This window comes from Streptomyces sp. NBC_01618, assembly GCF_045209435.1.
Taxonomy (GTDB): Bacteria; Actinomycetota; Actinomycetes; order Streptomycetales; family Streptomycetaceae; genus Streptomyces.
Window position 1 is genome coordinate 4,376,638 of sequence record NZ_CP109297.1, and the last position, 21,490, is coordinate 4,398,127.

The following is a 21,490-nucleotide window of genomic DNA, read 5'->3' on the forward strand; positions in this document are numbered from 1 at the left end:
AACCTTGACGTATGGACGTGAACGCGGCAGTCGCCGCAGCTGCGGCGATCGGCGGTGCGGGTACCGGCGTGATCGCCATGCTGGCGTTTCGCTGGAGCGAGCGTGACCAGAAGAAGCCGACGCGCACGTCCCTGCGGCCCGACAGCAACGCCCCCCTTCCCCCGGGGGTGGACACGGTCCTGTCCGTGCTCAGCTCCTCCGCGGTCGTGCTCGACGAGAGCGACAGCGTGGTCAAGGCCAGCTCCGCCGCCTACGCGCTGGGACTGGTCAGGGGCGGGCGGCTCGCCGTCGAGGCGATGCTGACCATGGCCCGGGACACCCGTCGTGACGGTGAGATACGCCAGGTCGAACTGGACCTTCCCCGGCGCGGTACGGGGCGGGGCGAGGCCCTCGCGGTCTCCGCCCGGGTCGCCCCGCTGGGTTCCCGGCTGGTGCTCCTGCTGGTCGAGGACCTCACCGAGGCCCGCCGTATCGAAGCGGTACGGCGCGACTTCGTCGCCAACGTCAGCCATGAGCTCAAGACCCCGGTCGGCGCGCTCTCGCTGCTCTCCGAGGCCGTGATGGACGCCTCCGACGACCCGGAGGCGGTGGAGCGGTTCGCGGGGCGGATGCAGATCGAGGCGACCCGGCTGACCAACCTCGTACAGGAGATCATCGACCTCTCCCGGGTGCAGAACGACGACCCGCTGGAGGACGCCGAGCCGGTCCGGGTGGACGAGCTGGTGGCCGAGGCCATCGACCGCTGCCGCCAGCAGGCCGGCTCGAAGCAGATCACCATGGCAGCGGGCGGCACCGCGGAGCTCCGCATCTGGGGCAACCGCGGCCAGCTCGCCGCGGCGCTCGGCAACCTCGTCGAGAACGCCGTCAACTACAGCCCCGCCCGCACCCGAGTGGGCATCGCCGCCAGGCGACTGTCCGTACCCGGCGGGGACCAGATCGAGATAGCGGTGACCGACCAGGGCATCGGCATCTCGGAGAAGGACCGCGAGCGGGTCTTCGAACGCTTCTACCGCGTCGACCCGGCCCGCTCACGGGCCACCGGTGGCACCGGCCTCGGCCTCGCCATCGTCAAGCACGTGGCCGCCTCGCACGGCGGGGAGGTCACGGTCTGGAGCTCGGAGGGCCAGGGCTCCACCTTCACCCTGCGGCTGCCCGAAGCGGGCTCCGCACGGGACCGCGACCGCAGCCCGGGCGGACCGCTCATCGTCAACGGCGACGAGGGCCCCTACGGGCCCGCTCACCCCGACACCCCCGAACCATTTCCTGCCCCGGAGGTCCTTCCGTGACCCGAGTGCTTGTCGTCGAGGATGAGGAATCCTTCAGCGACGCCCTGTCGTACATGCTCCGTAAGGAGGGCTTCGAAGTCGCCATCGCGGCGACGGGCCCGGAAGGGCTCGACGAGTTCGAGCGCAACGGCGCGGATCTCGTGCTGCTCGACCTGATGCTGCCGGGCCTGCCCGGTACGGAGGTCTGCCGTCAGCTGCGCAGCCGGTCCAACGTCCCCGTGATCATGGTCACGGCCAAGGACAGCGAGATCGACAAGGTCGTCGGCCTGGAAATAGGAGCCGACGACTACGTCACCAAGCCGTTCTCCTCGCGGGAGCTCGTCGCCCGCATCCGCGCGGTGCTGCGCCGCCGGGGTGAGCCGGAGGAGGTCACGCCGGCCGCCCTGGAGGCGGGCCCGGTCCGGATGGACGTCGACCGCCACGTCGTCACGGTCTCCGGCGCCAAGGTCGACCTCCCGCTCAAGGAGTTCGACCTGCTGGAGATGCTGCTGCGCAACGCCGGCCGGGTCCTGACCCGCATGCAGCTGATCGACCGGGTCTGGGGCGCGGACTACGTGGGCGACACCAAGACCCTCGACGTCCACGTCAAGCGCCTGCGCGCCAAGATCGAGCCCGACCCGGGCGCGCCGCGCTTCCTGGTGACGGTGCGGGGCCTGGGGTACAAGTTCGAGCCGTAGACCGGCCCGTACACGACGGCGGAGGGCGCCCCCCCCGAAAGGGAGGGCGCCCTCCGCCGTTCACGTGTTGCGTACGCGCGTATCCCGTGTGGGCCGGCCGGTCAGCCGGTCTGCGCCGAGGCGGACGCGGCGTCGGTCGGGGTGACCGCCTCGTCCGTGGAACCGGACTGGGGCTAGCCCGGCGTACCCGGGGTCGCGGAGGCGGAACCGGAGGGAGTGCTGGGCGACGAGGGGGCCTTCGACGGCGCCACCGGCAGCGAACTCGGGCCGAAGTCCGTGAAGTAGCTGGTTGCCGGAACGACGAACGCGCCGAGCGTGATCTCCCCCGTCGAGCTGAGCTTGAAGACGACGGGCTGCACATTGCCCGCCTGCGCGGCCTCGTGGCCGTTCTCGATCACGGCGGACGCATTGCCCTTGCCGCCGAGGACCACCTTGCCTCCGGCCGGGACCACGACGGGTCCCTTGCCCTGGGCGGCGTGCAGCTGCACCGCGGCGCTCGTACCCGGCAGGGTGATGGCGTCCAGGGTCTGCTGCTTGGTGCCGTTGTTGAAGAGCGTCGCGGAGACGACGGCGGGGCCCGTGGCGGTGCGCTCGGGCTGGGTGATGACGTTCGCGTTCTGGATGCTGATGTCACCGGACCTGGCGGCAGCACTGTCCGGCCTGACATCGAGCGTTGCTGCGTCATTGCCCGCACCGCACGCGGCGAGCGAGGCGATCGAGAACACGATGGCTGTGGCGGCGAGAGCGCCGTGTCGAAGGCTGCGGCTCACGGCGGCGGCAACTCCTTGAACGTTCGGACAGCGGACGGGAGGGGCGAGCGGCGTAAAGCCGCCCTAAGGGTGTGTCAGCGGCCTTAGGCTACCGAGCCGTCCCTCGCGCCCCGCACCCGACCCGCCCCTACGCGCCCCTTCGTGCTCCGGCACGTCCCGGGGCCGGTGCCGTTCGAGTCCCGCGCCCGGGCCGGGGCGCACGGAACGGAGCACCACCGAACCCCCCCGAAACCATCGACACGTGCCGTTCACATATCGCGGGTGATCAATTCATGGAACGTGTCATGGAACGTGTCATGGAGCGTGGCGCATTCCGTTCGTATTAACCGATCGCAGCGGGGTGCTGATCAATATCCATTGATCAGCCACACGTGCGTCCGAGCGGGTGATCGATCTCCGAACGGAGTACGTAAAGTTCATCATCCTGAACCCGGCAAAACGGGACGTTCAACCACTTCGGAGCGGGGTTCGGATGTGTGTGACGTGCGTGTTTCGCGTCGCCCGTACAGCCCGTCCGACCTGCGAATACCGTCCCCCGTGAACCTTCCGCAGCACGTACGTGTCGCTGTTGTCAAGCCCCGAGATATGCCCTGACCTGCGAAAACGCCATTCAGGAGAAGCTGTTCTCGTGTTACTCTTGATAGCCACGGAAGGGGTACCTGTCACATGACGTTCAAGGTTGGCGACACCGTGGTCTATCCCCATCACGGGGCCGCGCTGATCGAGGCTATCGAAACTCGCCAGATCAAAGGCGTGGACAAGACCTACTTGGTGCTCAAGGTCGCCCAGGGCGACTTGACGGTTCGTGTGCCGGCGGACAATGCGGAGTTCGTGGGTGTGCGTGACGTGGTCGGGCAGGAGGGGCTGGACCGGGTCTTCGAAGTGCTGCGTGCACCGTATGCCGAAGAGCCGACGAACTGGTCCCGGCGCTACAAGGCAAATCTGGAGAAGCTCGCCTCCGGCGATGTCATCAAGGTCGCCGAAGTGGTTCGCGACCTGTGGCGTCGTGAGCGCGAGCGTGGACTCTCCGCAGGTGAGAAGCGGATGCTCGCCAAGGCTCGCCAGATTCTGGTGAGCGAGCTCGCTCTCGCGGAGAACACGAACGAGGACAAGGCCGAGGCTCTGCTCGACGAGGTACTCGCGTCCTGAACCGGCTCACGCCGACCGTAAATGATGTGCCGCGGTGCCCGCTGACAACCGTATTCACGGGATGTCGTCGGGCGCTGCGGCATGTTTGCATTCGGCCACGGCATGGCCGGACCTCGCCCCGACTCACCGATGCGTTGGCTTCGTCGGCAATCCCCCGGATACGTTGCTCGCGATCTTGCGCAGCCGACCCCGAGCGGCCGGTGCGGCGTGTCCGTCGTCGACCGGGTGTCACGGAAAGGGCCCGGGCGAGTCATGGCGTGGCGCCCGGCTCGCTTGTGGCCATACCCATGTCGGCCGTGGAAACAAACATGCCGAAGCTTCGGAGTGCAACCGATGTCTGATCAATCGCGTCCGTACCGCACAGCCGCCGTGATCCCTGCGGCCGGCCGCGGCGTACGGCTCGGCCCGGGCGTCCCCAAGGCGCTCCGCGCGCTGGGCGGGACGCCCATGCTCATCCACGCGGTACGGGCCATGGCCGCGTCCCGTTCCGTCTCCCTGGTCGTCGTCGTGGCGCCGCCGGACGGTGCCCCCGAGGTCAAGAACCTGCTCGACGCGCACGCGCTGCCCGAGCGCACCGACTATCTCGTGGTGCCCGGTGGTGAGACCCGCCAGGAGTCGGTGCGGCTCGGCCTCGACGCCCTGCCCGAGGGCATCTCCATCGTCCTCGTCCACGACGCGGCGCGCCCGCTGGTGCCCGTCGACACCGTGGACGCGGTGATCGAAGCGGTACGGGACGGCGCGCCCGCCGTCGTGCCGGCCCTGCCGCTCGCCGACACCGCCAAGGAGGTCGAGCCGGGCGCGCCGGGGGAGCCGGAACCGGTGCTCGGCACGCCCGTGCGGGCCCGGCTGCGCGCCGTGCAGACCCCGCAGGGCTTCGACCGCGACACCCTGGTGCGCGCGCACCAGACCGTCGCCGTCAGCGGCGAGGGCGCCACGGACGACGCGGGCATGGTGGAGCGGCTCGGGACGCCGGTCGTCGTCGTACCCGGGCACGAAGAGGCGTTCAAGGTGACCCGGCCGCTGGACCTGGTGCTGGCCGAGGCGGTACTCGCGCGACGGAGGGCGACCGATGGCTTCTGAGGAACGGACCGGGCCCGTGATCCCGCAGGTCGGGATCGGCACGGACATCCACGCCTTCGAAGAGGGCCGCGAGCTGTGGTGCGCGGGGCTGCTGTGGGAGGGCGAGGGCCCCGGTCTGGCCGGGCACTCCGACGCCGATGTCGTCGCGCACGCCGCGTGCAACGCGCTCTTCTCCGCCGCCGGGCTCGGCGACCTCGGGCAGCACTTCGGCACCGGGCGGCCCGAGTGGTCCGGCGCCGCCGGAGTCACCCTGCTGACCGAGGCGGCGCGGATCGTGCGGGCCGAGGGCTTCGAGATCGGCAACGTAGCCGTCCAGGTCGTCGGCGTACGGCCGAAGATCGGCAAGCGGCGCGACGAGGCGCAGCGGGTTCTGTCGGCCGCCGTGGGCGCGCCCGTCTCGCTCTCCGCCGCCACCTCCGACGGACTCGGCTTCACCGGGCGGGCCGAGGGCCTCGCCGGGATCGCGACCGCGCTCGTCTACCGCACGGGCTGACCGCCGCGCTGCCGCTGCCCTGCCGCCCGGGCCGACCCGCTGATCCACGGGGCCTCTCCGCGGACACGACGCCGCCGGAAACTTTTCCCCGCGATCCCCAAGGGGTCGCGGGGCACTGGTGCGCGCCCACTACCCTTGAGGCGTGACTATTCGCCTGCACGACACCAGCGCCCGGCAGATCCGTGATTTCGTCCCGCTCACAGCGGGCTGTGTCTCGATCTACCTCTGTGGCGCGACTGTCCAGGCCGCCCCGCACATCGGGCACATCCGGTCCGGGCTGAACTTCGACATCATGCGCCGCTGGTTCGAGTACCGCGGCTACGACGTCACGTTCATCCGGAACGTCACCGACATCGACGACAAGATCATCGCGAAGTCGGCCGAGCAGGGCCGCCCGTGGTGGGCGATCGGGTACGAGAACGAGCGCGCGTTCAACGCCGGATACGACGCGCTCGGCTGCCTCCCGGTCACCTACGAACCGCGCGCGACCGGCCACATCCCCGAGATGATCGAGATGATGCGCGGCCTGATCGAACGCGGTCACGCCTACGCCGCCGACGGCAACGTCTACTTCGACGTGCGCTCCTTCCCCGGCTACCTGGAACTCTCCAACCAGGACCTGGACGATCTGCGCCAGCCGTCCGGGGAGGGCGAGACCGGCAAGCGCGACCAGCGCGACTTCGCGATGTGGAAGGCGTCCAAGCCGGGCGAGCCCAGCTGGGAGACCCCGTGGGGCCGCGGCCGGCCCGGCTGGCACCTGGAGTGCTCCGCCATGGCCCACAAGTACCTCGGCACCGCCTTCGACATCCACGGCGGCGGCATCGACCTGATCTTCCCGCACCACGAGAACGAGATCGCCCAGGCCAAGGGCTACGGCGACGAGTTCGCCAGTTACTGGGTGCACAACGGCTGGGTCACCATGTCCGGCGAGAAGATGTCGAAGTCGCTCGGCAACTCCGTGCTGGTCAGCGAGATGGTCAAGCAGTGGCGTCCGATCGTGCTGCGCTACTACCTCGGCACCCCGCACTACCGGTCGATGATCGAGTACAGCGAGGAGGCCCTGCGCGAGGCCGAGTCCGCGTTCGCACGGATCGAGGGCTTCGTGCAGCGCGTCACCGAAAAGGCGGGCGAGACGGTCGAGCCCGCCACCGAGGTGCCGCCTGCGTTCGCCGAGGCGATGGACGACGACCTGGGCGTCCCGCAGGCGCTCGCGATCGTCCACACCACGGTCCGCCAGGGCAACTCCGCGCTCGCCGCCGACGACAAGGAAGCCGCCGTCGCCCGGTTCGCGGAGGTCCGCGCGATGCTCGGCGTCCTCGGCCTCGACCCGCTCGACGAGAACTGGGCGGGCGAGAGAGACCACGGAGACGACCTGCACGGGGTCGTCGACACGCTCGTACGCCTCGTCCTGGACCAGCGACAGTCGGCCCGCGAACGCAAGGACTGGCCCGCGGCCGACGCCATCCGCGACCAGCTGGGCCAGTCCGGGCTCGTCATCGAGGACAGCCCGGCCGGACCACGGTGGACACTCGGCCCGCGCCAGTAGTCCCCCCATGTGCCGCCCGGCGATCCGGGCGGCACACTTCACTTATACGTACGCACGTCTTCGCGCGTCTGAGAAGCAACGAAACAGGTAGGTCATGGCCGGGAACAGCCAGCGCAGGAACCGCCGCACGTCCAACAAGAAGGGCGCGCAGGTCGGCAGCGGTGGGCAGCGACGCCGTGGCCTCGAAGGCAAGGGCCCGACGCCGCCCGCCTCCGCCCGCAAGGGACACAAGAAGAACCGCATCGCCAACGCCCAGGCCAAGCAGGCCGCGGCCCGCCGCCCCGCCCCCCGGCGCGGCGGCGCCAAGGGCACGTCCGAGATGGTCGTCGGCCGCAACCCCGTCTACGAGGCCCTGCGCGACGGCGTCCCGGCGACGACCCTGTACGTCCAGCAGTACATCGACAACGACGAGCGGGTCCGCGACGCGCTCCAGCTCGCCGGTGAGCGCGGCAACATCAACCTGATGGAGGCCCCGCGCCCCGAACTGGACCGGATGACGAACGGCCTGAACCACCAGGGCCTCGTCCTCCAGGTCCCGCCCTACGAGTACGCGCACCCGGAGGACCTCACCGCCGCCGCGTACGACAACGGCGAGGACCCGCTGATCGTCGCCCTCGACGGCGTCACCGACCCGCGCAACCTGGGCGCGATCGTCCGCTCCGTCTCCGCGTTCGGCGGCCACGGCGTGGTCGTGCCGGAGCGGCGCGCGGCCGGGATGACCGCGGGCGCCTGGAAGTCCTCCGCGGGCACGGCGGCCCGTACGCCGGTCTCCCGGGTGACGAACCTGACCCGCGCCCTGGAGGGCTACCAGAAGGCCGGCATCACCGTCGTCGGCCTCGCCGCGGACGGCGAGCACACCGTCGAGGACCTGGAGGCACTCGCCGGTCCCGTCGTCATCGTCATCGGCAGCGAGGGCAAGGGCCTCGGCCGCCTCGTCGGCGAGACCTGCGACTACCGGGTCCGCATCTCGATGCCGGGCGGCGCGGAGTCGCTGAACGCGGGTGTCGCGGCCGGGATCGTCCTCTACGAGGTCGCGCGGCGCCGGGCCTGACGTACACCCGGACGGGGGGCGGCCGACCGGGGCGCCCCCCTGCCGGAGGCCATTGACGGGCCTCGGACACTTCGGGCCCGTCAAGGCAGTGTCCTAAACACACATCACTCGGTTAGATGAGTGTGGACACCAGAACGCCTCGGTTCGACGAACAACCCGCCCTGAGCATGACCAAGGTGGACTGCGACCCCGCGCAGGTCATCGTCAACCACGCCAGCTTCCGGGTGCAGCTCGCCCACGGCCAGCGCGCGCGGCTGCGCGGTCTGGCCCCCGTCGGCGTGCCCAGGATCCCCGCCATGAGCGGCGGCACCGGAGCGGCGCGCGGCAGGCGCTCGCCCGTCGTATGGAGCGGCAGGTCCGCCCCCGGCGACCCCGGCGCCACCGGACTCCTCCAGGCCGTACGGAACTCCACCGCGGGCCGCCCGGCCACCGCGTACGACCCCTACGACCCCTATGTGCCCCAACCCGCCCACGCGGGCCACGAGTTCGACGGCGGGCTCGGCACGGGCGGCACCCAGGTCATCGAGCGCCTCGAAGAGACCCAGCCCAACCCCGTCATCACCGCACCCCGCCGGCCGGGCCGCCACGGCAACGGCCCCCTGCTGCCGCCCATGCGCCGGGCGGTCGGCGCCTACGACCCCGTCGACCCCGGACCGTACGGCCGGGGAGCCTACGACCGGGACGACGCGTACGACGAGGACGACTACGACGACAGCACCGAGGCCCGCGGCCCACGCCACGGCAACGACTCCGTACGGCACGCGTACTACCCCGGCCGCCGGATGAACCTCGGCGTCGTGCTCCTGCCCCTGCGGATCTTCCTCGGCTTCATCTCGATCTACGCCGGCATGGGCAAGCTGTGCGACCCCGTCTACTTCGACGGCGGCGAGCGCGGCTCGATGGTCAAGTGGCTGACCTCGCTGCACCCCTGGGCACTGGCCGAGCCGCTCCGCGACTTCGCGCTCTCGCACCCCGTCGGCGCCGGCCTGACCGTCGCCTTCCTGCAGGTAGTCGTCGGCGTCCTCACCGTCCTCGGCCTCTGGCAGCGGGTCGCCGCCTCCTTCGGTGCTCTCCTCTCCGCCGCCCTGCTGGTCACCGTCAGCTGGCGTACCGTCGCCGCCTACGACACGCCGGACATCATCTACCTCGCCGCCTGGAGCCCGCTCATCATCGCGGGCGCCCCCGTCTACTCCGTCGACGGACGCCTCGCCGGTGAGGCATGGCGCAGGCTCGGCCCGCGCTCCGCGATCTGGGACCTGCGCCGCCGGGTGCTCCGGCGGGGGGCCGTCGTCGCCACGGTCGTCGCCGGCCTCACTCTGCTCGTGGGCTCCATGCTCGGTGGCGCGGTCCGCTCCTCCGAGGTCGTCACCGTGCCCGGCCCGAACGGCAACCCGACCAACCAGCTGCCCGGCTCCCCGCTCCCGCAGGAATCCCGCAGCGGCCGGGCCTCCCACACGCCCGCCGGGCAACGCCCCGCACCCTCCCGCAGCGGTGCCGCCACCACTCCCTCCACCAAGGAGTCCACGCCCGCCGCGGGCGCCGTCCGCGAGTCCGGCCAAGCGGGGGCCGGTGCGGGACAGCCCAGCCAGACCCAGGGCACCGTCCAGCAGCCCCCGCAGCAGACGACTCCGCAGCAGCCCCCGTTCTCCAGCAGCTCCGGCCCGAGCTCCTCCGGCTCAACCGGCACCGGCGGCGGCTCCACGGGCGGCGGCGGCACGGACAACGGCGGCGGCTCCACCGGCGGGACCTCCGGCGGGACCTCCGGCGGCGGGCAGAACCCCATCGGCGGCCTGCTCGGCTGAGCCAGGGCCGGCACACGACGAAGCTGAGCCGCAGGCCGGCACACGACGAAGGGGCGGTCACCAGACACGTATCCGGTGACCGCCCCTTCGTCCTCGTCGCCCGCCGGGGCTCTCGCTCCTGCCACTGCTACCGCCCGTCGAGCTCCTTGGCGGCCTCGGTCAGGTCCTTCGCCGTGTCGATGGCCCGCCAGTACGCCCCGTGCGGCAACGGGTACCCGGCCAGCCTGCGCTCGCGGGCCAGCCGCGGGAACGTCGTCCGCTCGTGGTCGCCCCGGTCCGGCAGCAGCGTCGTGAACGTCGGCGAGAAGACGTACACACCGGCGTTGATCAGATACGGGGACGGCGGCGACTCGATGAAGTCGGTGATGTGCCCGAACGCGTCCGTCTCCACGGCACCCCACGGGATCCGGGGACGGGCCAGGGCCAGGGTGGCGGTGGCGTCGCGCTCGGCGTGGAACGCGGCCATCTCGCGCAGCGAGAAGCGCGTCCAGATGTCGCCGTTGGTGGCGTACCAGGGCTCGCCCGGATCGGGCAGCCGGGCGGCGGCGTACTTCAGCCCGCCACCGCGGCCCAGGGGCTCGGACTCCACGACGGTCGTCACGCGTAGCGGCAGCACCGCCGAGTCCAGCCACTCCTGCAGCACCTCGGCCAGATGACCGCACGACACCACGGCGTCGGTCACGCCCTCGGCGGCCAGCCAGGAAAGCTGATGGCCGATGATCGGAGTCCCGGTGCCCGGGATCTCGACCATCGGCTTGGGGCGGTCGTCGGTGTACGGGCGCAGCCGTGATCCCTGGCCACCTGCCAGGATCACGGCCTGCGTCGGATACGTATGCATGCCAGGCACGATATGCCGTGCCCGGACCGGCCGGTCAGCTGAACCGGGCGACGCCCGAGGCGAACGACGTGTCGCAGACGGGACGCGAGAACCGGTGGGCGCGTGTCGGACCGTACTGCTCGACCGCCGCGCGGCCCAGCGCCCTCGCGATCGACATGCAGTGCCGGGCGAGCGAGGGACGGGCCTCGACGGAACGCTGCAGGTCCGTCAGCGCGACACCCGGGTCCTTCGCCCGGAGCTCCAGCAGCAGCCGGTCCCGCAGGACGTCCTGCGGGGTGCGCGACTTGGCGCGCTTCGACACGTCCTGAGCCGACGCGGCCAGGACCCGGGACTCGGAGTTGTGCGCTGCCCACGGCACGCTGGTGACGGCGAGGGTCCCGGAAAGGACCATCACGACGGGCAGTACGAAAGCGAGGGATCGGCCGATGCGGCGAGCGGTGTGGGTCACGCAGCGAGCGTAGCGGCCAGTGATGATTTGGCGACATTTCGTCACCCTTGCGGGGGATGGTTCGAGGGTGCCTTTCGAATCGCGTGTTGACGGACCGCGGTGAAATGCCCGGTGTGCCGGGGAATCCGGCACCCTGCGGATTCAAACCCGGACACGCCACGCGGCGCGCGAACGGCCCCGCACGGAGAACGTGCGGGGCCGCTGTGGTGCGCGTGCGTGTGCGTGTGCGCGGGGCGCGGGACGTCAGTCGGTGAGACGCTCGCCCGTCGAGGTGGAGAAGACGTGCAGCTCGTCCGGGCGCGGCACGACGTGCAGCTTGGTGCCCTTCTCCGGAACGGCACGGCCGCCGACACGGACGACCAGGTCCTTGTCCTCGCCGCCGACCCGCGCGGAGCCGTAGACGAAGCCGTCGGCGCCGAGCTCCTCGACGACGTTGACCGAGACGGCCAGACCGGCCGGGGCGTCGGCGCTGTCCTTCGAGAGCGACTTCGCGGCGGCGCCGCCGTGCTCGACGATGTCGAAGTGCTCGGGGCGGATGCCGACCGTGACGGTCGTGTCGCCCTTCTCCGCGGCGGCGGAGAGCGCCTCGCGGGAGACCGGGACGACGCTGTTGCCGAACTTCACGCCACCGTCGGTGATCGGGACCTCGACCAGGTTCATGGCCGGGGAGCCGATGAAGCCGGCCACGAAGAGGTTCGCCGGCTTGTCGTACATGTTGCGCGGCGAGTCGACCTGCTGGAGCAGACCGTCCTTGAGGACCGCGACACGGTCACCCATGGTCAGGGCCTCGACCTGGTCGTGCGTGACGTAAACGGTCGTGATGCCCAGACGGCGCTGGAGCGAGGCGATCTGCGTACGCGTGGAGACACGCAGCTTGGCGTCGAGGTTCGACAGCGGCTCGTCCATGAGGAAGACCTGCGGCTCACGCACGATGGCACGGCCCATCGCGACACGCTGACGCTGACCACCGGAGAGCGCCTTCGGCTTGCGGTCCAGGTACTCGGTGAGGTCCAGCATCTTGGCGGCCTCTTCGACCTTCGCCCGGATCTCCGTCTTGTTCACACCGGCGATCTTGAGCGCGAAGCCCATGTTGTCCGCGACGGTCATGTGCGGATAGAGCGCGTAGTTCTGGAACACCATGGCGATGTCCCGGTCCTTCGGGGGCAGGTGCGTGACGTCGCGGTCACCGATGCGGATCGCGCCGCCGTTGACGTCCTCAAGACCCGCGAGCATGCGCAGGGAGGTCGACTTGCCACAACCGGAAGGACCGACGAGGACGAGGAACTCACCGTCCGCGATGTCGATCTCGAGCTGGTCCACGGCCGGCTTCGTGGAGCCGGGGTAGACGCGGGACGCCTTGTCGAACGTGACACTGGCCATGCAGAATCTTCTCCTCCACCGGCAGGAACGTGCCGGACGATCCGAGTAAGGGAGTGGTCTGGTCCACTTGGGTGAATCCTCGGCGACGCTACCTGGCCATGTGAAATCTGTCAGTAGTTCGAGGGGCGCGAAATTCGGGGACCGAACAGGGAGCGGTGTTGGTTACACTGCTCCGGCACGCCTCCTTAGCTCAGCTGGCCAGAGCAACGCACTTGTAATGCGTAGGTCGTCGGTTCGAATCCGACAGGGGGCTCTGGGAAGGACCAGGTCAGACACTCTCTGACCTGGCTTTTTCCTTGTCCGGTGGGGCGCTGTCGGCGGACGCTGCCGGCTCGGATCGTGCCACCGAAGCCACGGGGTGCGCGAGGGGAGCGCATGAGCGCAGCGCCTGTGCGGCGGGATGCGCGGGAGGCAACGCGACGGCGCCGCTCATCGGATCGGCAAGGCTCCTCGGAGCCGGCAAGCTGTCACAGCAGGCTCAGGCATTGCCGGTCCAAACGACTCTGCCAGCGAAGCCACCTCTGGCCTCGGCCTTCTGCGCTCGGAGTTCTTCCAGGTGGCCCGGCTTAATGCCAAGGTCGAGGGCAAGTGCGTGAACCACTTCGAGAACGTCTGCCAGCTCCTCGGCAACAGCGGAGTCGTCAGCTGAAAGGAACTCGGCTACCTCCTCCCTGAGTTTATGGCGCAGGCGCTCCCGGTACTCTTCATGGGCCAGCAACGTAGACCATCGGCTCCGCACCGCTCTCGCGGATGATCTGAGGAATTAGGTCTCGCACGAGCTTGCCATCTGCCATCAGTCATCCTCGAACGTAGTCCAGTGGGTGTGACGCTCCTGTGCCACCTCAAGCAACACTTCGCGGAGTTCCTCGCGGCTCCGGCCGCGGGTCTTGATTGCGTGGCAGTTCGGGCACAGTGCAACCATCTGGCTGGGGTGGTCGCGCCCACCGCAGGCAAGGTCCATGACGTGATCGACTTCGAGTATCGGTGCGCCCTTGCTCGTCACATCGGCAGGTTGACCAGTGCAGTTCGGGTTCTCGCAGACTCCCTTGCTACGCAAGAGCACTGCCCGTCTGGCTGTCCCCGACCGGAATGGGTTGTATGAGGTGTCGGGCGTGCGCCTGTCTCGATTCTCGCCCTCGCGGTGCTCGACGATCCGGCACAGCCGGTCGTACTGGGCTGCCGTGACTACCGGAGGCAGCGGCTTGGCGCCGTCGGTGGCGAGGTCGTCCGCTATCTCATCGTCGTACAGCCCGACACGGTGGAGGAGTGGCCCGTAGTCCAGGCCGTCGAAGTAGGCGGACAGCAGTGTGTCGATCACGGCGACGCGGGCTTCGCCGGAGCGGCGCAGCAGGTCGTAGGTCGGCTCGACGAGACCGCCGCGGGGATGGTTGTCGGCGAACCATCGTCTCAACGTGGAATCTCCGTGGGCGGTGGGCACCGGGTCCGAGTGGTCGTGCAGTGCCCAGAGGCCGGCGTGGTACAGGGCGGCGACAGGATAGTCGGGGCGCGGGCGCTCCCTTCGCATGCCGTGCTGTTCCAGCAGGCTGCGGACTGCTTCCACCGTGGCGCTCCAGGAAAGAAGCCGTTCGTCTCCGCGGCGAGCCCGTCCAATGGCCCAGAGCAAGGTGATCGGCTGGTAGAGGAGAGGGCGGCCGGAGGAACGATTCACCTTCAGCTTGTGGACACGGCTGAGGAGTTCCTTGTACGCCTCCGACTCCGCGCCGGGACCGTCCACGACGGCGAAACTGAGCCTGCGCAGCAGAGCAACGGCGTGGTCTGCGCCACCGGAGAAAGCTTTCGCCTCAAATGGTCCCTGGTCGAGGAGGTACCCGTGCGCCACGCCGACGATCGCCTTGGAGTCGTAAAGCCTGCCGTTGTGAGAGAGGAAGTAGCGCTGAGCGCGCTTGAACCCATGGGCACGGAGAAACCTCTCGCGGCCGAGGCGGTCGCATTCCTCGATTGCTTTGGTGATCTCTGAGCCTGTGATGTCCGCCAATGCCATGCGGTGAACAGTAGGTGACGTCACCGACAATCAGTGACGAGCTGTAGGTACGGCATCGCGCGAGCGGCGTCGGCGACGGAGGGTGGCGTCCAGGAGGCCCGAGATGTAGCCCGCCACCGACGCATCGGTGGCGCTCCTCGGCATTCCGGAGTGGTCAGCCGCGATTGCTGTGCTTGGGCAGCCCGCCCCGGAAGTCGCACCCGGGGTATTCGTCCTCGCCCTGGATATGCCCCTCTTACCAGCCGTGGACGGCCGCGTACACGATCGCGTCCTTCACTGAGGCTTCGCCGGTGTGGACCGATGAGATGGCGTTGCCGAGCGTGGACCCCGACCCGAGCTCCTTCCGTACTCAAGAGGACGGGACGTGTCGTCGTCGGACGTCGGCAAGGCCCCCCCACTCGACCGTCTCGGTGGGACATCAGCAGGTGTTCATGTCCATGAGGCTGGGGGGCTGTGGTGCGTGGACGTGCGAGAACCCTCCCACCCGCACACTCGTTCTGTTCTACGGTGCCATCAGCCGACCAGGACAAGGGAGAACCCGTGGGACAGCCGAGGACCGTGCTCGCCCAACGAATATCCGAGCAACGGGCGGGAGTTGGCGATCCACGGGCGTTAGTTGGTGAGATGCGTCGCACGGTTCTTCTGGTCCCGTCGGCCGAACCCGGTCTGTGGAGCGCCCGATCGGGCGGTGTTCGGTGGATCTGCGCGTTCACGGACGAGACGGCGCTGGCTCGCTTCGCCGTTCACCACGGTCCGGGTGATCGTCCGATGGACTACGTCGCGCTGCTCGGGGCGCGGATCGTGGATGAGATCGTGTCGGCTTTGGACGAACCCGCCGGGCTCGCTGTGGATATCGCCGACGAAGACGGGGCGATGTTCTTCCCGCCGGTCACCGGAATCGTTCCGGACGGCGTCGCGGTCGACTCCGGCGCGGCGGAGGAGGGGGGCGGCCGTGAGCGGTGACGGGTCGGACCTCGCTTTCGACCAGGCGTCGGTGGCGAAGTTCACGCAGGGTGTGGGCGCGACCATTGATCAACTCGGCGAACTCGGCGGCGCCACCGGGTCGGTGATGGGCAAGGGGTTTTCGGGTCTGGCCATGACGGGCATGGAGGCCGGGCATCGCGGGCTGTCGGTAGATTTCGAGGACTTCTGCGAACGGTGGGAGTGGGGGGTGCGCGCCCTGGTGAGCGACGCGAGCGCGCTCGCGGACCGTCTCGGGCTGGCGGCGGGCACGCAGTGGGAGCACGACCAGTACGTTGAGGGCTCCTTCAAGGTCGGCGTCAGCGCAGTGATGGGCGGCAACCCGCACGCCGACGAGGAGGACATCTCCCAGCAGAACTGGGGTGACATCTTCACCCCTGACTACCTGGACCCGGACTGGAGCGCCGAGTCGTTCGAAAAGGCCGGCCAGGACATGGAGCAGACCTGGAAGGACACCGGCCGCACCGTTCTCACCGAAGGGGCGGGCGATCAGGTGTCGGAGAGGCTCAAGACCGAGCTCGGCCTCAGTGACGGCCAATGGGACCGGGCACTGGACGACACGTTCGGGCCGTCGCCCGAGGAACGTGCCCAGCAGGCACAGCAACAGGGCGAGTCGAACACGGGCGGGGACGACTGAAGATGGGCGTCGGGGATTTCATCAGGGACATCACGCCGGACTCGGTTGAGGACGCGGTCGAGGGCGGTGTCGAGTGGGTCGGCAACCGGGTCGAGGACGCCGGGAACTGGACGGCGGACCGGCTGGACGACGTGGGCTGGGAATCAGGTTCGGACTGGGTGCGGGAACAGTCGCGTTCGGTGGCGAACCGGATGGGCGCCGATGTCGAGGAGATGGACCTCGGGCAGACCGAGGACAAGACCAAGCTGGTGTACGGCAGCCCCAGCAAGATCCACTCCACTGCGGAGCAACTCCGTTCCTTTCGGAAGGCGTTCGACGATGCCGGCGGCGGGTTGAAGGGTCTCGACTCCTCTCGGCTGAAGGGTGAGACGGCCGATGCGCTGCGCACCGCGGTGAGTACCCAGCCGCCGAAGTGGTTCACCGGCTCCGATGCCTGCGAGAAGGCGGCCGCCGCGCTGGAGGCGTTCGCCTACACCGTCACCTGGGCGCAGAACCAGGCGCAGACGGCGATCGACGTGTGGAAGGAGGGCGTCAAAGCCTCCCAGGACGCGGCCGACGCACACCTCAAGCGGATCGACGACTACAACAAGGCCGTGGACCGTTACAAAGCACAGGCCCCAGAAAAGCGCAACCCCGGTACTTTGCCGCCCTGTCCCGCGCCGACGTTCGACGACCCGGGCAAATCGCTGATGCGGGACGCGCAGGAACTCCTTGCCCAGGCCCGTGAACAGCGGAACACTGCTGCGGAGACCGCCCGTGCCGCGGTCCGCGGCGCCCGTGACATGGCCCCGGAAAAGCCGTTGTACGCACAACAGGTGGGCGACGGTCTGCAGGAGTGGCAGATCATCAACGACCACGTCGGCGGCGGCGTCATCAAGGGCACCGCGGGGCTGGTGAACTTCGTCCGGGGGATCAATCCGCTGGACCCGTACAACATCACCCACCCCGCCGAGTACGCCACCAGCCTAAACAGTCTTGCCGCCGGCCTGGTGGTCGCCGCCAACGACCCGGTCGGCACCGGCAAGCAGATGATCAGCGACTTCATGAAGGACCCTGCGGAAGGATTCGGTCGGCTGCTGCCCGACGCGGCACTGACCGTGGCCACCGGCGGTGGCGGGTCCGTCGTCAAGGGTGTCCGCCTCGCCGCGGACATGGCAAAGGCCTCCCGGGTCCGCAGGTTGCTCGACAACGTCCCCAACGGCACTCACAACCGCCCCGACGGGCACCGCCTCGTTTCCGGCACCGACCCGGTCGACCTCGCCTCGGGACGGATGTTCCTGCCCCAGACCGACCTGGTGTTGCCGGGAACCCTGCCGCTGGTCTTCACCCGCCGCACCGAGTCCGGCCTGTTGGCAGGCCGGTTCCTTGGCCCATCCTGGACCTCCACCGTCGACGAGCGCCTGGAGATCGACGCGGTCGGCGTCGTCCACGTCACCGCCGACGGCCTCCTGATCCCCTATCCGCACCCCGCCCCAGGCACCCCGACCAAGCCGGAGTCCGGGACCGCCCGCACACTGCTGTCCCGTGAAACGGACGGCGACTACACCGTCACCGATTCCGGCACGGGTCTGGTCCGGCACTTCACCGCCCCGGCCGACTGCGAACCGGGCGGCGACGGCGACGCTTGGCTGGACCGGGTCGAAGACCGCCACGGCAACTGGTGGGCCGTAGAACGTAGCGAAAACGGCACCCCGCTCGCCCTGACCTGTTCTGCAGGCCGTCGGGTGGCCGTAGTGGTGAGCGACGGCCGGGTCGCGGCCCTGTCCCTGGTGGGAGCGGGAAAGAACGGGGCGGGCCTTCCTCTGATGCGATACGGCTACGAGGACGGAAACCTCACCGCCGTCGTCAAGCCGTCCGGCGCTACCACCACCTTTGTCCACGACGACCGCCGCCGCGTCACCGCCTGGATCGACTCCAACAACAGCCGCTACGACTACACCTACGACGACCGCGACCGCGTCATCGCCGAAGGCGGTCAGGCCGGCCACATCCAGATCACCCTCACCTACACAGAACCCGACCCGGAGACCGGTCTTCGCACCACTAGCCTCACCACGGCTGGTGGACACACGACCCGGCACCGGATCGATCGCCACTGCCGGGTGGTGGCCACCACCGATCCGCTCGGCCACACCACCCGCTTCACCTACGACGCTCGCGGCAACACCCTGACCCGCACCGATCCACTGGGCCGCACCACCGCCTTCGCCCACGACGAGGACGACCGCCTGCTCGCCGTCACTCGCCCGGACGGGAGCGAACTGCGCACCGTGCGCGACCCGTCGGGGTTGTCCACGGAGTTCCGCGGGCCGGACGGTGCCCGCTGGCTCCAGGAATTCGACGAGTACGGCAACCGCACCGCCGTCACCGACCCGGCCGGGGCCACCACCCGGTATGCCTACGACGGGCGAGGCAGGCTGACCGCCGTCACCGACGCGCTCGGCGCCACCACCACCACCGTGCGCTGCGACGCCGCGGGGCTGCCGGTGGCAGTGACCGACCCGACCGGCGGCACCACCCGACTGGAACGTGACGCCCTGGGCCGGATCGTGCGTACCGTCGACCCGGTGGGCAACGTCACCCGGGTCGCCCTGGACGAGGACGGCAATCTCGCCCGCCGTGTCGCCCCGGACGGTGCCACCGAGTCGTGGACGTACGACGGCGAGGGGAATCCCCTCAGCCATACCGGCCTGGCCGACGGCATATCCCGCTTCGACTACACGCACTTCGACCTGCTCACCACCCGCACCGGGCCCGACGGCACCCGCCACACGTTCGAGCACGACGCAGACCTGCGGCTGATCCGGGTCACCGGCCCGCACGGCACCTGGTCCTACACGTACGACGCCGCCGGCCGGCTCGCTTCCGAGACGGACTTCGACGGCCGCACCCTCACCTACCGACACGACGCCGCCGGGCAGCTCACCGCCCGGTCCGACGCACTCGGCCGGACCGTGTCCTACACCTACGACCAGCTCGGCCAAGCGGTCCGCAAGGACGTGGCGGGCAAGGTGACCACCTACGCGTACGACCGTGCCGGACGCCTGCTGCACGCGGCCGGACCGGACAGCGAGATCCTCTACGCGTACGACCGGCGTGGCCGGACCAAGACCGAACTCGTCGACGGCCGCGCCATGAGCTATACCTACGACACCCTGGGCCGCCGGGCCCGCCGCATCACCCCCACCGGCGCGATCACCGAGTACGGCTACGACGCCGCCGGCCGTGCCGCCCGGATAACCAGCGGCGGCCGCGAGATCGCCTTCACCCACGATGCGGCCGGCCGGGAACTCGAGCGCGTCTTCGGCGGATCCCTCACCCTGGCCTCCGCCTGGGACGAGGCCGGAAGGATCTGCGCCCAGCACCTGACGATCCGGGGCCGTTCCCTCAACCACCGACACTACGCCCACCGCGCCGACGGCCATCTCACCTCCATAACCGACGATCTGTCAGGCTCCCGCACCTTCGACCTGGACGCGTCTGGACGGGTCAACGCGGTCCAGGCCGAGGGGTGGACCGAGCGCTACGCCTACGACGCCGCAGGCAATCAGACGGCGGCCTCCTGGCCCGGCTCACACCCCGGCCACGACGCCACCGGCCCCCGCTCCTACACCGGAACCTCCGTCACCAGGGCCGGCAACGTCCGCTTCGAACACGACGCCCTCGGCCGCGTGACCCTGCGCCAGAAAACCCGCCTGTCGCGCAAGCCCGACACCTGGCGCTACGAGTGGGACGCGGAGGACCGTCTCGCGGCCGTGGTCACCCCCGACGGCACCCGCTGGCGCTATCTCTACGACCCCCTGGGCCGCCGCACCGCAAAGCAGCGCCTCGCCGACGACGGCGAGAGGGTCGCAGAGGAGGTCCGCTTCTCCTGGGACGGCACGACCCTGTGCGAACAGACGGTCCACACACCGGGCCTGCCACACGTGGTCGCCCTCACCTGGGACCACCGCGGCCTGGTGCCGCTGTCCCAGACGGAACGCCTCCTCACCCCGGACAGCCGGCAGGAGGAGATCGACCGCCGGTTCTTCGCCATCGCCACTGACCTCGTGGGAACACCCACCGAATTGGTCGACGAGTCCGGCGAGATAGCCTGGCACGCCAGGAGCACCCTCTGGGGCACTACTGCCTGGGCCCGCTCCAGCACGGCTTACACCCCGCTGCGTTTTCCCGGCCAGTACTACGACCCGGAGACTGGTCTCCACTACAACCTCTTCCGCCACTATGACCCGGAGACCGGTCGTTACACCTCCCCGGACCCCCTCGGCCTCGGCCCCGCGCCGAATCCGGTCGCCTATGTGCACAACCCGTTCACCGTCTGCGACCCCCTCGGCCTGTCGCCGTACTCGCAGTTCAAAGGCTTGGGCTGGCTGACGGACAAGATGCTCGAACGCCCGTCGTTCCGGTACCAGCGGCTCGTCACCGACCAGAGCTACGAGCAGCAGTGGATCCTGCCGGACGGTCGGGAGGTCCACGTCGACGGCGGCCCGCGGGACGGCTGGATCACGGAGGCGAAGTGGACCGGCGGTGACAACCTTCCCGAATGGAAGAAGTCCCCGTACAACCCCGATTTCAAGTATTACGACGAGAGCCGGCTCACCCAGCAGACCGACAAGCTGCTCGCCCTCAACGAGGATCTCGGAGGCAAGGGGGTCCGCTATATGGTGTCCAATGAATGGGGTGCCGCGCATGTGAACGAAGTGCTGTCCAAGGCCTTCCCCGAGGCCTATGCCAGCGGGCAGCTGAGGGCGTATCACGTGCCCGGCAACGGCATGAGTGGAATGAGTTCATGGCTGCAGTGATCGCAATGCTGGAAGAGCTCAGGGGCATCGCCCCGCTAACCGCCGAGGGTGCGGCGGCGCGGTTCACGGCCCAGGGGTGGACGCCCGGGGGTAAGCCCCGTGACGGCGTGGAGACGTCGTGGGACAAGGACGGCGTCGGGGGCTGGATCCAGACGTTCGGCGGTGGGGTGGTCAGCGTCTCGTTCGCCGTCTGGATCCGCGACGTCGACGAGTCGGGCTACTTCGACGACGTGGAAGCCGTCTACGAGCAGGGGGAGCAGGCGCTGGCCGACTTCCTGCCCGAGATCGAGGAGTCCCCGCTCGCCGGCCACCTCGTCGAGGCCGAGCAGACGGAGGCGGACAGGGACGAGTTCATCGCGGTGAAGAAGTGGACCCTCGACGGCCGGATCCTGACCGCCGGTGTGATGCAGCAGGACGCCGATCTTCCGGTGATGGTCGTGGTGGCGCTGGAGGAACCCGGCACCGTCTGACCGCGGCTCACGGTGGAGGGACCGGGCATCCAAAGACGAGCCGTACGGTGCCTTTCGAGGTCTGCCTAGGGTGCGTTT

At 69.6% G+C, this 21,490-nt stretch carries 18 protein-coding genes and 1 tRNA gene; 13 read left to right on the forward strand and 6 right to left on the reverse strand.

All coding sequences use genetic code 11. The annotated features are described in order from the left end of the window. Positions 1–11: 11 nt before the first annotated feature. Both OH735_RS20470 and OH735_RS20475 read left to right on the forward strand, forming a co-directional pair. Positions 12–1,286, forward strand: coding sequence for a sensor histidine kinase (locus OH735_RS20470; RefSeq protein WP_406382954.1), 1,275 nt, complete (start codon positions 12–14; stop codon positions 1,284–1,286). Next, on the forward strand, positions 1,283–1,963 hold the full coding sequence (locus OH735_RS20475) for a response regulator (RefSeq protein WP_406382956.1): 681 nt from the start codon (positions 1,283–1,285) through the stop codon (positions 1,961–1,963). The genes OH735_RS20470 and OH735_RS20475 overlap by 4 nt, the downstream gene beginning before the upstream one ends. Before the next feature lie 173 nt (positions 1,964–2,136). Here OH735_RS20475 and OH735_RS20480 read toward each other — a convergent pair whose 3' ends face one another. Continuing rightward, complete coding sequence (locus OH735_RS20480) at positions 2,137–2,733, reverse strand: DUF461 domain-containing protein (protein WP_406382957.1); 597 nt, start codon at positions 2,731–2,733, stop codon at positions 2,137–2,139. Between the two features lie 666 nt (positions 2,734–3,399). Here OH735_RS20480 and OH735_RS20485 point away from each other — a divergent pair. From OH735_RS20485 to OH735_RS20510, 6 genes are all read left to right on the forward strand, one after another. Beyond that, on the forward strand, positions 3,400–3,882 hold the full coding sequence (locus OH735_RS20485; protein ID WP_006380568.1) for a CarD family transcriptional regulator: 483 nt from the start codon (positions 3,400–3,402) through the stop codon (positions 3,880–3,882). 333 nt (positions 3,883–4,215) lie between these two features. Next, entirely contained in the window at positions 4,216–4,962 is a 747-nt protein-coding gene (gene ispD / locus OH735_RS20490) for a 2-C-methyl-D-erythritol 4-phosphate cytidylyltransferase (protein WP_406382958.1), read from the forward strand. After that, entirely contained in the window at positions 4,952–5,455 is a 504-nt protein-coding gene (gene ispF, locus OH735_RS20495) for a 2-C-methyl-D-erythritol 2,4-cyclodiphosphate synthase (protein ID WP_406382959.1), read from the forward strand. The genes ispD and ispF overlap by 11 nt, the downstream gene beginning before the upstream one ends. Positions 5,456–5,597: 142 nt before the next feature. Then, entirely contained in the window at positions 5,598–7,001 is a 1,404-nt protein-coding gene (cysS, locus tag OH735_RS20500) for a cysteine--tRNA ligase (RefSeq protein ID WP_406382960.1), read from the forward strand. Between the two features lie 94 nt (positions 7,002–7,095). Further along, complete coding sequence (gene rlmB / locus OH735_RS20505) at positions 7,096–8,052, forward strand: 23S rRNA (guanosine(2251)-2'-O)-methyltransferase RlmB (RefSeq protein ID WP_406382962.1); 957 nt, start codon at positions 7,096–7,098, stop codon at positions 8,050–8,052. Positions 8,053–8,168: 116 nt separating this feature from the next. Beyond that, a complete protein-coding gene (locus OH735_RS20510) occupies positions 8,169–9,854 on the forward strand; it encodes a DoxX family membrane protein (RefSeq protein WP_406382963.1) in 1,686 nt (561 codons plus the stop codon). A 127-nt stretch (positions 9,855–9,981) separates the two neighbouring features. Here OH735_RS20510 and OH735_RS20515 read toward each other — a convergent pair whose 3' ends face one another. The 3 genes from OH735_RS20515 to OH735_RS20525 form a co-directional block, all read right to left on the reverse strand. Beyond that, positions 9,982–10,692, reverse strand: a complete 711-nt coding sequence (locus OH735_RS20515) for an NDP-sugar synthase (protein WP_406382964.1) — start codon at positions 10,690–10,692, stop codon at positions 9,982–9,984. Between the two features lie 34 nt (positions 10,693–10,726). Next, on the reverse strand, positions 10,727–11,140 hold the full coding sequence (locus OH735_RS20520; protein WP_406382965.1) for a hypothetical protein: 414 nt from the start codon (positions 11,138–11,140) through the stop codon (positions 10,727–10,729). A 243-nt stretch (positions 11,141–11,383) separates the two neighbouring features. After that, a complete protein-coding gene (locus OH735_RS20525; protein WP_406382966.1) occupies positions 11,384–12,520 on the reverse strand; it encodes an ABC transporter ATP-binding protein in 1,137 nt (378 codons plus the stop codon). A 179-nt stretch (positions 12,521–12,699) separates the two neighbouring features. On the opposite strand from OH735_RS20525, the gene OH735_RS20530 reads away from it, so the two are divergent. Beyond that, positions 12,700–12,773 (forward strand) — tRNA-Thr (locus tag OH735_RS20530). A 225-nt stretch (positions 12,774–12,998) separates the two neighbouring features. On the opposite strand, the gene OH735_RS20535 is transcribed toward OH735_RS20530, so the two are convergent. Together OH735_RS20535 and OH735_RS20540 are read right to left on the reverse strand one after the other, a co-directional pair. Continuing rightward, the gene (locus tag OH735_RS20535) at positions 12,999–13,259 is read right to left on the reverse strand and encodes a nucleoside triphosphate pyrophosphohydrolase (protein WP_406382967.1); all 261 of its coding nucleotides are present in this window, start codon (positions 13,257–13,259) and stop codon (positions 12,999–13,001) included. A 54-nt stretch (positions 13,260–13,313) separates the two neighbouring features. After that, positions 13,314–14,546, reverse strand: coding sequence for an HNH endonuclease (locus OH735_RS20540; RefSeq protein ID WP_406386653.1), 1,233 nt, complete (start codon positions 14,544–14,546; stop codon positions 13,314–13,316). Between the two features lie 600 nt (positions 14,547–15,146). Here OH735_RS20540 and OH735_RS20545 point away from each other — a divergent pair. From OH735_RS20545 to OH735_RS20560, 4 genes are read left to right on the forward strand one after another with little or no spacing between them, the layout of a single operon-like run. After that, the gene (locus tag OH735_RS20545; protein WP_406386655.1) at positions 15,147–15,485 is read left to right on the forward strand and encodes an SseB family protein; all 339 of its coding nucleotides are present in this window, start codon (positions 15,147–15,149) and stop codon (positions 15,483–15,485) included. Continuing rightward, entirely contained in the window at positions 15,475–16,140 is a 666-nt protein-coding gene (locus OH735_RS20550) for a hypothetical protein (protein WP_406382968.1), read from the forward strand. Before OH735_RS20545 ends, OH735_RS20550 begins: the two co-directional genes overlap by 11 nt. Positions 16,141–16,142: 2 nt before the next feature. Next, positions 16,143–20,942 (forward strand): putative T7SS-secreted protein, encoded by a 4,800-nt coding sequence (locus OH735_RS20555; RefSeq protein WP_406382969.1) that lies wholly within the window; start codon positions 16,143–16,145, stop codon positions 20,940–20,942. Next, the gene (locus OH735_RS20560) at positions 20,930–21,412 is read left to right on the forward strand and encodes a hypothetical protein (protein ID WP_406382970.1); all 483 of its coding nucleotides are present in this window, start codon (positions 20,930–20,932) and stop codon (positions 21,410–21,412) included. Before OH735_RS20555 ends, OH735_RS20560 begins: the two co-directional genes overlap by 13 nt. Positions 21,413–21,490 lie beyond the last annotated feature (78 nt).

What these genes read in the sequence shown, in the direction of transcription:
- OH735_RS20470 (WP_406382954.1), top strand. Translation starts at nt 12, where the DNA reads ATGGACGTGAACGCGGCAGTCGCCGCAGCTGCGGCGATCGGCGGTGCG.
- OH735_RS20485 (WP_006380568.1), top strand. Translation starts at nt 3,400, where the DNA reads ATGACGTTCAAGGTTGGCGACACCGTGGTCTATCCCCATCACGGGGCC.
- ispD (WP_406382958.1), top strand. Translation starts at nt 4,216, where the DNA reads ATGTCTGATCAATCGCGTCCGTACCGCACAGCCGCCGTGATCCCTGCG.
- ispF (WP_406382959.1), top strand. Translation starts at nt 4,952, where the DNA reads ATGGCTTCTGAGGAACGGACCGGGCCCGTGATCCCGCAGGTCGGGATC.
- rlmB (WP_406382962.1), top strand. Translation starts at nt 7,096, where the DNA reads ATGGCCGGGAACAGCCAGCGCAGGAACCGCCGCACGTCCAACAAGAAG.
- OH735_RS20510 (WP_406382963.1), top strand. Translation starts at nt 8,169, where the DNA reads ATGAGTGTGGACACCAGAACGCCTCGGTTCGACGAACAACCCGCCCTG.
- OH735_RS20515 (WP_406382964.1), bottom strand. Translation starts at nt 10,692, where the DNA reads ATGCATACGTATCCGACGCAGGCCGTGATCCTGGCAGGTGGCCAGGGA.
- OH735_RS20525 (WP_406382966.1), bottom strand. Translation starts at nt 12,520, where the DNA reads ATGGCCAGTGTCACGTTCGACAAGGCGTCCCGCGTCTACCCCGGCTCC.
- OH735_RS20545 (WP_406386655.1), top strand. Translation starts at nt 15,147, where the DNA reads ATGCGTCGCACGGTTCTTCTGGTCCCGTCGGCCGAACCCGGTCTGTGG.
- OH735_RS20555 (WP_406382969.1), top strand. Translation starts at nt 16,143, where the DNA reads ATGGGCGTCGGGGATTTCATCAGGGACATCACGCCGGACTCGGTTGAG.
- OH735_RS20560 (WP_406382970.1), top strand. Translation starts at nt 20,930, where the DNA reads ATGGCTGCAGTGATCGCAATGCTGGAAGAGCTCAGGGGCATCGCCCCG.